Origin of the sequence: uncultured Pseudoflavonifractor sp., from assembly GCA_904419835.1 — a bacterium.
Classification (GTDB): domain Bacteria; phylum Bacillota; class Clostridia; order Oscillospirales; family Oscillospiraceae; genus Pseudoflavonifractor.
Map to the genome: position 1 here is coordinate 25,145 of CAJFTA010000034.1, position 12,743 is coordinate 37,887.

General features: G+C 61.2%; 9 protein-coding genes and 1 riboswitch. Of the genes, 3 read left to right on the top strand and 6 right to left on the bottom strand.

The window, feature by feature from the left end:
• Positions 1–198: 198 nt before the first annotated feature.
• Positions 199–2,340 carry a sodium-translocating pyrophosphatase gene (locus QZY67_RS07495; protein ID WP_295369482.1) on the bottom strand — a complete coding sequence of 714 codons (2,142 nt, stop codon included), beginning with the start codon at positions 2,338–2,340 and terminating at the stop codon, positions 199–201.
• A gap of 517 nt (positions 2,341–2,857) precedes the next feature.
• On the opposite strand from QZY67_RS07495, the gene QZY67_RS07500 reads away from it, so the two are divergent.
• Positions 2,858–4,096 (top strand): FMN-binding protein, encoded by a 1,239-nt coding sequence (locus QZY67_RS07500; protein WP_295369484.1) that lies wholly within the window; start codon positions 2,858–2,860, stop codon positions 4,094–4,096.
• A 304-nt stretch (positions 4,097–4,400) separates the two neighbouring features.
• Here QZY67_RS07500 and QZY67_RS07505 read toward each other — a convergent pair whose 3' ends face one another.
• The 3 genes from QZY67_RS07505 to trkA are packed head-to-tail and all read right to left on the bottom strand — an operon-like array spanning position 4,401 to position 7,887.
• Positions 4,401–5,006, bottom strand: coding sequence for a TetR/AcrR family transcriptional regulator (locus QZY67_RS07505; protein ID WP_295369486.1), 606 nt, complete (start codon positions 5,004–5,006; stop codon positions 4,401–4,403).
• Positions 5,007–5,044: 38 nt separating this feature from the next.
• Positions 5,045–6,490 carry a TrkH family potassium uptake protein gene (locus tag QZY67_RS07510; protein ID WP_295369487.1) on the bottom strand — a complete coding sequence of 482 codons (1,446 nt, stop codon included), beginning with the start codon at positions 6,488–6,490 and terminating at the stop codon, positions 5,045–5,047.
• Positions 6,487–7,887: a Trk system potassium transporter TrkA gene (gene trkA / locus QZY67_RS07515; protein WP_295369488.1), complete on the bottom strand. Its 1,401-nt coding sequence runs from the start codon at positions 7,885–7,887 to the stop codon at positions 6,487–6,489. The genes QZY67_RS07510 and trkA overlap by 4 nt, the downstream gene beginning before the upstream one ends.
• A gap of 278 nt (positions 7,888–8,165) precedes the next feature.
• On the opposite strand from trkA, the gene udp reads away from it, so the two are divergent.
• Positions 8,166–8,939: a uridine phosphorylase gene (udp, locus tag QZY67_RS07520; RefSeq protein WP_294536348.1), complete on the top strand. Its 774-nt coding sequence runs from the start codon at positions 8,166–8,168 to the stop codon at positions 8,937–8,939.
• 56 nt (positions 8,940–8,995) lie between these two features.
• Here udp and QZY67_RS11960 read toward each other — a convergent pair whose 3' ends face one another.
• Both QZY67_RS11960 and QZY67_RS07525 read right to left on the bottom strand, forming a co-directional pair.
• The gene (locus tag QZY67_RS11960; RefSeq protein WP_366448955.1) at positions 8,996–9,073 is read right to left on the bottom strand and encodes a formate--tetrahydrofolate ligase; all 78 of its coding nucleotides are present in this window, start codon (positions 9,071–9,073) and stop codon (positions 8,996–8,998) included.
• A gap of 134 nt (positions 9,074–9,207) precedes the next feature.
• Positions 9,208–10,872, bottom strand: a complete 1,665-nt coding sequence (locus tag QZY67_RS07525) for a formate--tetrahydrofolate ligase (protein WP_295369489.1) — start codon at positions 10,870–10,872, stop codon at positions 9,208–9,210.
• Between the two features lie 68 nt (positions 10,873–10,940).
• A riboswitch (ZMP/ZTP riboswitch) is annotated at positions 10,941–11,018 on the bottom strand.
• A gap of 385 nt (positions 11,019–11,403) precedes the next feature.
• Here QZY67_RS07525 and ugpC point away from each other — a divergent pair.
• The gene (ugpC, locus tag QZY67_RS07530; RefSeq protein WP_295369490.1) at positions 11,404–12,525 is read left to right on the top strand and encodes a sn-glycerol-3-phosphate ABC transporter ATP-binding protein UgpC; all 1,122 of its coding nucleotides are present in this window, start codon (positions 11,404–11,406) and stop codon (positions 12,523–12,525) included.
• Positions 12,526–12,743: the final 218 nt, after the last annotated feature.

The window sequence follows — 12,743 nt, forward strand, 5'->3', positions numbered from 1 at the left end:
ACACCTATATGGAACTTAGCTTAAGCAGATGGTAGCATAAAGCACGAAGAATGTCAATCTGGTTCAATACATTTTCAACTTAATATACAAAAAATATAGATAAAAGTTGTCTAAAACGCGAGAAGAAAACATAGGACGCAGAGAGAGCCGCCGTGCGCGCCTCCCTTTCGGGAGGCGCGCACCCACGGCGGCGGGCATTCATCCAAAGATGGAGAACTTGACGATGAGACCGGAGAACACGATGGACACGGTGGAGCAGAGCTTGATAAGGATGTTGAGGGAGGGGCCGGAGGTGTCCTTGAAGGGGTCGCCCACCGTGTCGCCGATGACGGCGGCCTTGTGGCAGTCGGAGCCCTTGCCGCCGTGGGCTCCGCCCTCGATGTACTTCTTGGCGTTGTCCCAGGCGCCGCCGGCGTTGGACATGAACACGGCCACCACGAAGCCGGTGACGGTGACGCCGCCCAGCAGCCCCACAACAGCCTCAGCGCCCAGGATCAGGCCGGTGACCACGGGCACCACAATGGCCAGCAGGGAGGGGGCCACCATCTCCTTCAGGGCGCCCCGGGTGCACAGATCCACGCAGGAGGCGTAGTCCGGGTCGGCCTTGCCTTCCATAATGCCGGCGATCTCCCTGAACTGGCGGCGGACCTCCACCACAATGGACTGGGCGGCACGCTGCACACCGCTCATGGTGAGGGCGGCAAAGACGAAGGTGAGCATGGCGCCGATGAAGATACCCACCAGTACGGCGGGGTTGGTGAGGGACAGGTCCAGCACATGGCCGTCGCCCAGGGTATTCAGCTTCACGTTGACCACGTCCACATAGCTGACCAGCAGGGCCAGGGCGGTCAGGGCGGCGGAGCCGATGGCGAAGCCCTTGCCGGTGGCGGCGGTGGTGTTGCCCAGGGAGTCCAGAGCGTCGGTGCGGGTGCGAACCTCGTCGCCCAGGCCGCTCATCTCGGCGATGCCGCCGGCGTTGTCAGCCACGGGGCCGTAGGCGTCGGTGGCCAGGGTGATGCCCAGGGTGGACAGCATGCCCACGGCGGCTATGCCGATGCCGTACAGGCCCTTGGCGAAGAGCGCGGAGTAGTCAGGGCTGTTGGTGGAAAGGGTGCCGCCGGAGGCCAGGAAGGCCACAATGACGGCGATGGAGATGATGACAATGGGAGCGGCGGTGGAATTCATGCCCAGAGAGATTCCGCCGATGATGGTGGTGGCGGCGCCGGTCTCGGTGGAGTCGGCCAGATTCTGGGTGGGCTTGTAGGTGTCAGAGGTGTAGTACTCGGTGAAGTAGCCGATGGCGCATCCGCCCACCAGACCGGCCAGAATGGCGATGTAGGGGCCCCAGGAACCCATGAGCCAGTAGGTGAGAGGGGCGGCCGCCACGGCGGCCAGAATGGCAGCGGTGTAGGTGCCCTTGCGGAGGGTGGAGAGCAGGGAGCGCTGGTCGGCGTTCTCCCTGGTGCGGATGAGGAAGGAGCCGATGACCGAGCACACCACGCCCACCACGGCCACCAGCAGAGGCAGCAGCATGGCGTTCCAGGTCAGGTCGCCGCCGGCATAGGCGGCCGCGCCCAGGGCAAAGGTGGCCAGGATGGAGCCCACATAGGACTCGTACAGGTCGGCGCCCATGCCGGCCACATCGCCCACATTGTCGCCCACGTTATCGGCGATGGTGGCGGGGTTGCGGGGGTCATCCTCGGGGATGCCGGCCTCAACCTTGCCCACCAGGTCGGCGCCCACGTCGGCGGCCTTGGTGAAGATGCCGCCGCCCACACGGGCGAACAGGGCCATGAAGGAGGCGCCCATGCCGAACATGACCATGGTGGAGGCAATCTGAGCGGCCTCAAAGTGGGCGATGTACTTGAGAATGTGGAACCAGACGGAGATATCAAACAGGCCCAGGCCCACCACGGTGAAGCCCATAACCGCGCCGGAGGAGAAGGCCACGTTCAGGCCCCGGTTCAGGCTCTCGTGGGCGGCGTTTGCGGTGCGGGCGTTGGAGCTGGTGGCGATCTTCATGCCGATGAAGCCGGCCAGGGCAGAGTAGATGCCGCCGGTGAGGAAGGCAAAGGGGATGAACCAGTTGTCCAGCAGATGGGTTGCAGCCAGGACCAGCAAGATGACAAATACCACGGCGAAGATCTTGGCCACAGTGGTGTACTGCCGCTTCAGGTAGGCGTTGGCGCCCTGGCGAATAGAGGCGGCGATCTTCTTCATCAGATCGGTGCCCTCGGAAAAGCGGAGCACCTTTCGAGCCTGAAAGACAGCGAAGAGCAGCGCGATGGCGGCGCCCAGCAGGCCCAGCCAGAAGAGATTCTGTACGTCCAAAATTCCCACTCCTTTACATAATAGGAAAGTCGAAGAAAAAATAATGGTTGACTTAATGGTTTAAAATTGATATTTGGTTCGACCTTCCGTTTGCTTGTGACATATTAATATTACCATAAACAACTTATTTTGCAAGAATATATTTACAAAAAGTAAGGATAGTAAAAATGCATTCGATAAAACAAATAAAATAATAATCTATATAAACAAAACTTATGATGAATTCTACAAAACAGAACCTGCGCACGTCAAAAAACTTTGGAAAGTAGGAAAACTGGATTTGTAATCATACGAAAGAAAAAAACTGAGCGCCAAAGGGGCAAAAACTGTTGGAACTGACGAGATAGATAAAAATTTGACAAAAATCGGGCGCGAAAAAAAGTCGGCCTGTTTGTACAGAAAATCTTTCAAAATGAGCAATTTGCAGAAGCGCAGAAGGGAAAATAGCGCTTGCGGAAATGAAATACGCGTGATATGATTTTCTAAAATTAGTACGATAGTACTAAAACGAAAGGGGTATTCTGCCATGAAAAAGAAATGGATTTCCGCCTGCGCCGCCGCTGCGCTGCTGCTGAGCACAGCAGCCTGCGGAGCACCCGCGACTGAGGAGAGCATCCAGCCCTCTGCCAGCGGATCTGCCGCCCAGAGCGAGACCCTCACGGGCCAGGGCCAGGGCTACGGCGGCGTGATCACCGCCACCCTGACCGTGGAGAACGGCGTCATCACCGCCGCCAGCTTCGACGGCCCCGGCGAGACCGCCGAGATTGGCGGCGCCGCTCTGGAGGAGCTGGCGGAGCAGGTGGTGGCCGCCAACGGAGCCGAGATTGACGGCGTGTCCGGCGCCACCTACACCAGCGACGGCTGCCGCGCCGCCGTGCGCAACGCGCTGGATCCGGAGGCCAATCCCTTTGAGGCCGACGGCGGAGATGGCGGGGAGACTGCCTCCTATCCCACCGGCGCCGAGCCTGTGGAGATTCCCAGCGACCGCAAGATTGTCAGCGCCACCACCTACGGCATCTACACCAAGGACGTGACCTCCGCCCAGGACTGCGTCATCAAGGCAACCCTCTACTGGGATCTGGACAACGACCAGGCCTATGCCGTGCAGTTCTATGAGCCCATGCTGCCCTGGGACGACAACGGCGCCGCCGGCGGCTGGGGCAACATGACCGACGAGGCGGTCATCTCCGCCCTGGGCGAGGACGGCCTTATCACCTTTACCGCCGGTGAGACCGAGTGCAACTTTGCAAAGTACATCCAGATCGGCGGCGTGGTGTGGACCGGCGAGCTGGGCAGCGACCCCGCCTGCGAGGTGGCCGTGGTCTACTCTGCCGACATTGACGGCCAGACCGTGAAGATGAACGACTATGTGGCCACCGAGGAGGGCGGCAAGTGGTATGTGGACGCCTCCGAGGAGCCCGCCTACATCCTCAAGAGCGCCCAGAGCGTCACCGGCGCCGACGACGAAAACGTGGCCATGACCTACCAGATCACCGCCAAGGAGACCAACGGCCACGGCACCGCCTTCTGGCCCAGCAGCATCACCTTCCCCGGCAACATGCAGGCCATCAAGGACTTTGTGCTGGAGAACGGCTTTGACTACGACTACTACGCCGACGGCGGCATAACCCAGAACGACGAGGGCTACTGGCAGACGCCTGACGCCGTCTCCGGCGCCACCCTTGCCGAGACGCCCACCTATCTGGACATGCTCAAGACCCTCTATGAGCGCATCCAGAGCGGCGACTACGTGGAGGAGAACTAAAAAAACATCAGCCTGTCAAAAGACCTTGGTTGAACAGAATCGGGCTGTGTCGGGGCGGGGGAGCGCGAGGGGGCAGCCGCCCGCCTCGCGTGGAATCGAATGCCCCGGAAGCCTTGCCGTGCAAGGCTTCCGGGGGGCGGAGCGAGGACTTTTGCGCCGCTGTGCGGCGCAAAAGTAACGGCATTTTTTCAGGCTGTCGAAAAAGTCCAGGGACTTTTTCGACAGCCTGAAAAGCATAAGAATGGGGCTGCGGCATCAAGCCGCAGCCCCATTCTTATGCTTTTATGAGCTGAATGAAGCAGCTTCAGACCTCCGTCTGCTGCGCCAGCGCGTCATAGGCCGCCTGACCGGCCGGCGTCAGATAGGGGATGAGGACCGCCCACTGAAACGCCATCATCTCCGCAGCGGAGATAAAGCGGGAGGCCGGCCAGGTGGCGTTGTGCTGCGCCCAGCCGGTGTGGCTGAGCATGAGCAGGCGCGCCACCTGCTCCAGACGGCTGCCGCTCAGCACAGGCGCAAACAGTCCCATTTCAGTGCAGCTGCCGATGGCGTCCCGCAGGACGGCCAGCAGCGCCTCCACACTGGCGGCATGGCGCGCCTGAAGGCGGGGGACGGAGCTGTACAGCGCCGGGTCGTTGAAGTAGAAGGGCGTCTCAAAAAAGGATGCCAGCATCCGCTCCAGCAGGCGGTTGAGCCCGGACAGGCCGGGCTCGGGCGCGGCGGGCAGGGTGCCCAGCTCGGCGTCCATAATGTCCTCCATCAGCAGATCCTTATGGGGGTAGTGATAGGTCAGGTTGCCCACGCTGATGCCCAGGGCATCGGCAATGTTGCGCATGGAGACAGCCCGGTATCCACGCTCGTTGAACAGTTCACGGGCAGTGTTCCGGATCAATTCCTTGGTGGTTTTCATGGCGGTTATCCTCCGAAGAAAGCGCGGGGCTGTGGGGCTCAGGAGCGGCTCCAGGCGCTCTTGCTGAAAAGAACCAGAATGGGAAGCAGCTCCAGCCTGCCGACAATCATGCACAGGGTGAGCACCAGCTTGGACAGCGCGGAAAAGGCGGAGTAGTTCCCCATGGGGCCCACCAGTTCAAGACCGGGGCCCACATTGCCGATGCAGGAGACCACGGCGGTAAAGGTGGTGCCGAAGGAGAAATTGTCCAGCGCCACCACCAGCCCGGCGGTCAGGACGACGAGGATGTACGCGGCAAAGAAGATCAGGATGGAGCGCAGGGTGTCCTCCGGCAGCACCTTGCCGTCCAGCTTGACCACATTGACCGAGCGGGGATGGATCACCTGATTGATCTCCCGGCGGATACACTTAAAGACAACCAGCACCCGGGAGCATTTGAGGGCGCCGCCGGTGGAACCGGCACAGGCGCCGATAAACATGAGGATGACAATCAGGAAACGGGAGAACTCCGGCCACAGGTCAAAGTCCACGCTGGAGAAGCCGGTGGTGGAGATAATAGTGGACACCTGGAAGGCCGCGGCGCGGATGGTGTCGCCCAGAGATGTAAAGTAGCCCCCGGTAAACCACAGATTACACGTGATCAGCACAATGCTGACGATCACCACGCCCATAAAGAAGCGGAACTCATCGCTGCGGAGGGCCTGCCGGATTTTTCCGCACAGGACCAGGAAATAGAAGGCGAAGTTGATGGAAAAGAGCAGCATAAACACAGTGAGGACAATTTCAGCGGCGGGGTTGCCATAGGCGCCGATGGAGGTGTTGCGCACCGAAAAGCCTCCTGTGCCCGCCACGGCGAAGGCGTTGACGATGCAGTCAAACCACTCCATGCCGGTGAGGCGGAGACATAGAATTTGAATGGCGGTCATGGCACAGTAAATGCCATAGAGAATTTTGGAGGACTGGCTGGTCTTAGGTACCAGCTTGCTCACCACCGGTCCGGGGCTCTCCGCTTTCATCAGGTGGAGGGTGCGGCTGCCCAGAGAGGGCATCAGGGCAATGGTGAGGATGAGCACGCCCATGCCGCCCAAAAAGTGGATGAAGGAGCGCCAGAACAAGATTCCCTTGGGCAGGTTTTCCACCGCCGGAAGGATGGACGCACCGGTGGTGGTGAAGCCGGAGGCGGCTTCGAACAGGCAGTCCACATAGGTGGGGAAATACCCGGAAAACCAGAAGGGCAGCGCGCCGAAGGCTGAGATCAGCAGCCAGATGAGGCCAACGGCGAAGAAGCCCTCCCGGGGAAAGAAGTGGTTGGAGGCAGGCAGCGCGGACAAAATTCCGCCCACCGCCAGGAGAATGGCAATGGTCAGGACAAAGGGCCTGGTGGACTCGCCGTAGATGAAGCACACCAGAATGGGCAGCAGCATGCAGCAGGCTTCCACCAGAAGGGTGCGGCCGGTAATGCGAAAGACCAGCTTAAAATTCACAGCCCCGCGCCTCCTATAACGCCCGCATCCAGCAGGGACTCGTCAAAGATATCGTTGACGTCCAGAATTCCCTCGTCGCCGGACACGATGATCACCGTGTCTCCCTGCTCCATACAGGTGGAGCCCTCGGGGATAATGACCTTGCCCTGATGGACAATGACCGCGATGAGGATCCCCTTTTTCAGCCGCAGGTCCTTCAGCGGGGTCTTCAGGTGGCGGGTGGTCTCGTTGACCACGAACTCCATGGCCTCTACCTTGCCCTCGGCAATGCGGTACAGGGCGGTCATGACGCTGCCCTTGGAGTTCTCCATGCCCCGCACCACCTGGAGAATCTGGTTGGCGGTGATGAGCTTGGGGGAGATGACGCTGTCCAGGCCCACGGCGCGGGCAATGCCCGCGTAGTTCTGGCGGTTGGACTTGGCCACCACCTTGGAGATACCCAGCTGCATGGCGTACAGAGAGATGATCAGGTTGTCCTCGTCCCGGTCGGTGAGGGCCACAAAGGCGTCGGAGGCGGCCACATTCTCCGACTCCAGCAGCTCCTGATCGGTACCGTCGCCGCAGATGATCATGGTGTGGGGGAGAAGCTCGCTTAGCTCCCGGCAGCGGTCCATGCTCCGCTCCACCAGCTTCACCCGCAGGCCCATGCCCTCCAGCAGAGCGGTGAGGTAGTGGGAGATGCGTCCGCCGCCCACCATAAACACGTCCTTTATTTTGGGCGCGTACCGGCCCAGCAGCTTGAAGAACTGAGTCATGCCGGCAGGCTGGCCGATGAGGTAGAGCTTGTCTCCGGCGGTGGGGACATAGGAGCCGTCGGGGATAATGCTCTTGTCCCCCCGCTCCGCCGCGCAGAACAGAATGGGCAGGGCCTTGACCTGACGGCTCAGCTCAGAGAGAGGATGGCCGCAGATAAAGTCGTCCGCCTGGATCCGGAAACCAATGAGCTCCACCCGCCCGCGGTAGAAGGTCTCCAGATTGGCCGCGGAGGGGAACCGGAGCAGCCGGGCAATTTCCACGGCGGTGGCGTTCTCCGGATTGATGATCATGTCGATGCCGATTACCTTTTTCAGGGTGGCCAGCTCCACGGCATACTCCACGTTGCGTACCCGGGCGATGGTGTACTTGGTACCCAGCCGCTTGGCGGTGAGGCAGCAGATCATGTTAATTTCATCCAGGCTGGTGGCGGCAATCAAAACGTCGGCATGTTCGGCATCCGCCTCCCGCAGGGTGGCAATGGACGCGCCGTTGCCCTTGACGCACATGACGTCCAGCGTGTCGGACGCCCGTTGGAGGGACTCGTCCCGGGTGTCGATAATGATGACATCGTGATCCTCGCGGGACAGGTGTTCCGCCAGCGTAAAGCCAACTTTACCGCCGCCTACAATGATAATCTTCACGCACACTCTCTCCTATTTACTTTGACATATTTTTATATGACATGGCACACAGACGCACACCGCTGAAGCGGCGGAAAACTACCAACATATTAGCGCAATTCAGGCCAGCCGTAAAGGGTGAGCGGATATTTTGCTTGAAAAAAGGGGAAATTCCCTGCCGCCCCTGAAAAGAACGGAGCGGACAGGGGAGGAAAATGGACAACTGGGGTTGCGGAAGCAGAGAAGAAACAGCTATAATGAATAAAAAAGGACAGAAATAATGTTACGAGGTGAGCGATATGCACGAACATGAGCTGCAGTTCCACATCAAGTGCAAGGCGGGAGACGTGGGCAGGTATGTGCTGCTGCCCGGCGACCCCGGCCGCTGCGAAATCATTGCCTCCCATTTTGACAACCCGGTGAAAATCCAGTCCAACCGGGAGTACACCACCTATACCGGCACCCTGCTGGGGGAGAAGGTGTCGGTCTGCTCCACCGGCATCGGCGGCCCCTCCGCTGTCATCGCCATGGAGGAGCTGACCAAAATCGGCGCCGATACCTTTGTACGGGTGGGCACCTGCGGCGGCATCAAGCTGGACGTGAAGTCGGGCGACGTGGTCATCGCCACCGGCGCCATCCGCCACGAGGGCGCCAGCCGGGAGTATGCCCCCATTGAGTTCCCCGCCGTGGCCGACTATGAGGTGCTCACCGCCCTGGTGGACGCCGCCAGGGACCTGGGCCATGTGTGGCACGCGGGCGTGGTTCAGTGCAAGGACTCCTTCTACGGCCAGCACGACCCGGCACGCATGCCGGTGTCCTATGAGCTCCAGGCCAAGTGGGAGGCCTGGAAGCGCCTGGGCGTCCTGGCCTCCGAGATGGAGTCGGCGGCCCTGTTCTGCTGCGCCTCCGCCCTGGGGGTGCGCTGTGGATCCGCCTTCCACGTCATCTGGAACCAGGAGCGGGACGCCGCCGGCCTGCCTCAGGACGAGAGCCACGACGTATCCTCCGCCGTCCGGGTGGGCGTGGAGGCCATTAAGCGGCTCATCCAGGCCGACCGGGCAAAGCAGGGCTGATAGTAAGCGCATAAGGAGCCATCCGCATATAGCGGACGGCTCCTTTCCTTATTTATTCAGAATAGCCCGGTGATCCTGCCATTCTCGTCCACGTCGATGTTTTCAGCGGCGGGGTTCTTGGGCAGGCCGGGCATGCGCCCCGCCGGGCTCTGCCCGGCGGGGACCCCGGATTTATCATCCTCGGGCGGAGTGAATCCGCCCTGCGGCAAGGTTTTGCCGGAGGCAAAACACTTGTACACCGCACTTGCGGCGCCATGACCATGCCCTGTTAGAACAGCCCGGTGATCCTGCCGTTCTCGTCCACGTCGATGTTTTCAGCGGCGGGGTTCTTGGGCAGACCGGGCATGGTCATGATATCCCCGGTGAGGGCCACCAGGAAGCCGGCGCCGGCATTTACCTTCAGGTTCCGCACGGTGATGCGGAAGCCCCGGGGTGCGCCCAGCAGCGCGGCGTCGTCAGAGAAGGAGGACTGGGTCTTGGCCATGCAGATGGGCAGCTTGTCATAGCCCAGGCCGGTGAGCTGCTTGAGCTGCTTGCAGGCATTGGAGGTCAGCTCCACGCCGTCGGCCCGGTAGATTTTTCGGGCGATGGCGTCCAGCTTCTCCTCAATAGAGCTGTCCGTATCGTAGCAGAAGCGGAAATCAGAAGGGGTCTCGCACAGACGCATAACCTCCCTGGCCAGGGCCTCGCCCCCTTCGCCGCCCTTGGCCCACACCTCGCTGAGGGCAACGTTGACGCCCAGGGCCCGGCACTTCTCCTCCACCAGGGCCAGCTCGGCCTCGGTGTCGGTGGGGAAGCGGTTGATGGCCACCACGCAGGGCAGGCCGTATACCTGGGTGATATTCTCCACATGCTGGAGCAGGTTGGGCAGACCCCTCTCCAGGGCAGCCAGGTTTTCAGCGCCCAGCTCGCTCTTGGCCGCGCCGCCGTGGTGCTTGAGGGCACGGACCGTAGCCACCACCACCACGGCGGAGGGGGTCAGGCCGCCGCAGCGGCACTTGATGTCCAGGAACTTCTCGGCGCCCAGATCGGCGCCGAAGCCGGCCTCGGTGACGGCGTAGTCGCCCAGACGGAGGGCGGCGTCGGTGGCGGTGATGGAGTTGCAGCCGTGGGCGATGTTGGCGAAGGGGCCGCCGTGGATGAGGGCGGGGGTGTGCTCCAGCGTCTGGACCAGGTTGGGCTTGATGGCGTCCTTCAGCAGGGCGGTCATGGCGCCGTCCGCCTTCAGATCCCGGGCGGTGACGGGCCTGTCGTCCCAGGTATAGGCCACCACCATGCGGCCCAGCCGCTCCTTCAGGTCCTTCAGCCCGGTGGCCAGGCAGAGCACCGCCATGACCTCGCTGGCCACGGTGATGTCAAACCCGTCCTCCCGGGGCACGCCGTTGACCCGGCCCCCCAGGCCGCAGACGATATTGCGCAGCTGGCGGTCGTTCATGTCCACGCAGCGTTTCCAGGTGATCTTGCGCACGTCGATATCCAGGGCGTTGCCCTGCTGGATGTGGTTGTCCAGCATGGCGGCAAGCAGGTTGTTGGCCGCGCCGATGGCGTGGAAATCGCCGGTGAAGTGGAGGTTGATGTCCTCCATGGGCACCACCTGGGCGTACCCGCCGCCGGCGGCGCCGCCCTTGATGCCGAACACCGGGCCCAGAGAGGGCTCCCGCAGGGCCAGCACGGCCTTTTTGCCCAGACGGTGGAGGGCGTCGGCCAGACCCACGCTGGTGGTGGTCTTGCCCTCGCCGGCGGGGGTGGGGTTGATGGCGGTGACCAGGATCAGCCGCCCCTTCCGGGGCAGGGCGCTGAGGGCCGCCGGGTCCAGCTTGGCCTTGTAGCGGCCGTAGGGCTCCAGAACCTCCTGGCTGACGCCCAGCTCCTCCGCAATCTCTGTAATGGGCAGCATGGCACACGCCTGGGCAATCTCAATGTCGGTTTTCATCTGCAACCGCGCCTCCTTCAAACTTGAATCCTGTCTTGCAATACAAAAAGGGCACACCGCGCGAAAGCGCAGCGTGCCCAGACGGTCGGCTCATGTCCGCTATACTCCATGTGGTCAGCCCACTTCCGTCAGTCATATAGCGCACTGTCAGGATATCAGAGAACCGGCGCACTGTCAAGGGAAGAAGGCTTTGAGGCGGGGATGGACCGGATAGAAATGGTGTTTTGCCCAAAAACGCAGGAAAAAATTTGGCCGATTTATCAAGATTGTCTGGGTGCCCCCTTTGTGCTAGACTATCTGTAACCGGGCTGGACTGCGGCCCGCATATTCAATCAGGCGAGGCGGGGCTACTCCAATTTTAAATTACATCACTAATTTAATATAGGCCCGTCTCCCCGTAAAAAAGGAGGAGACCAAAATCCGCCGGGCCGGCGGTGCGGCAGTGTGGAGACCTGCCGTAAAGCATACGGGGTTTTGCTCTCCGTGTGCAAGACTGTACTTGCGGAGGCATTGCAGTCACGGCCTGTGTACATGGCAACTTTGAGCCTGAAGAATGTAAAGAAGATCTACGACAAGAAAGTGGTGGCTGTCCACGACTTCAACCTGGAGATCGCGGATAAGGAATTCATCGTCCTGGTCGGCCCCTCTGGCTGCGGCAAGTCCACCACCCTGCGCATGATCGCCGGTCTGGAGGAGATCTCCGAGGGCGACCTGTACATCGGCGACCGCCGCGTCAACGATGTGGAGCCCAAGGACCGCGATATCGCCATGGTCTTCCAGAACTACGCCCTCTATCCCCACATGACCGTGTACGACAATATGGCCTTCGCCCTCAAGCTGCGCAAGATGCCCAAGGATGAGATCGACCGCCGGGTCCGCCAGGCCGCCGAGATTCTGGACATCACCCAGTATCTGGACCGCAAGCCCAAGGCCCTGTCCGGCGGCCAGCGCCAGCGTGTGGCCATCGGCCGCGCCATTGTCCGTGAGCCCCAGGTGTTCCTGATGGACGAGCCCCTCTCCAACCTGGACGCCAAGCTGCGCAACCAGATGCGCGCCGAGATCATCAAGCTCCGCCAGCGCATCGACACCACCTTCATCTATGTTACCCACGACCAGACCGAGGCCATGACGCTGGGCGACCGCATCGTCATCATGCGCGATGGTTTTATCCAGCAGATCGGTACGCCTCAGCAGGTCTTTGATCACCCCGCCAACGTGTTCGTGGCCGGCTTCATCGGCACGCCTCAGATGAACTTCTTTGACGCCAAGCTGGTCAAGGAGGGCAATGGCTACTATGTGGACTACGCCGGCACCCGGGTCAACCTGGCCAAGAGCATTCAGGAGGGCCTGGCCGCCAAGGGCGTGGGCTCCATGGACGTGATTCTGGGCTGCCGCCCCGAGCACCTCATTCTGAAGGCCTCCGCCGGCGAGGGGACCGTCACCGCCCATGTGGACGTGTCCGAGATGATGGGCAGCGAGGTCCACCTGCATGTGGTGGCCGGGGAGAAGGAGGTCGTGCTCCGCATTCCCTCCACCGACCTGCCCGCCCAGCACCGGGCCGGCATCCCCTTCGGCGCTGAAGTTGAGTTCACCTTCCCCGAGGAGCTGGTGCACCTGTTCGACCCCTCCAGCGAGAAGAACCTGCTGGATTAACCGCATACTGTCAGACGCCGCCGGTAGCTACCGGCGGCGTCTTTCTCTTGGACAGAAACAGCGGACAGAATTGCAGAGCGCAATTCTGTCCGCTCAGCGTGTCGAAAAACCTTCCCAGCAGGGGAAGCCTCGCAGAGTTCCGTCATCCGCAGATGACGGAATCAAATGAAAATCCGTCATTTTCGGGGACATGCGCCTCGAAAATGACACTTCTCATG

What these genes read in the sequence shown, in the direction of transcription:
- QZY67_RS07500 (WP_295369484.1), top strand. Translation starts at nt 2,858, where the DNA reads ATGAAAAAGAAATGGATTTCCGCCTGCGCCGCCGCTGCGCTGCTGCTG.
- QZY67_RS07505 (WP_295369486.1), bottom strand. Translation starts at nt 5,006, where the DNA reads ATGAAAACCACCAAGGAATTGATCCGGAACACTGCCCGTGAACTGTTC.
- ugpC (WP_295369490.1), top strand. Translation starts at nt 11,404, where the DNA reads ATGGCAACTTTGAGCCTGAAGAATGTAAAGAAGATCTACGACAAGAAA.
- udp (WP_294536348.1), top strand. Translation starts at nt 8,166, where the DNA reads ATGCACGAACATGAGCTGCAGTTCCACATCAAGTGCAAGGCGGGAGAC.
- QZY67_RS11960 (WP_366448955.1), bottom strand. Translation starts at nt 9,073, where the DNA reads ATGCCCGGCCTGCCCAAGAACCCCGCCGCTGAAAACATCGACGTGGAC.
- QZY67_RS07525 (WP_295369489.1), bottom strand. Translation starts at nt 10,872, where the DNA reads ATGAAAACCGACATTGAGATTGCCCAGGCGTGTGCCATGCTGCCCATT.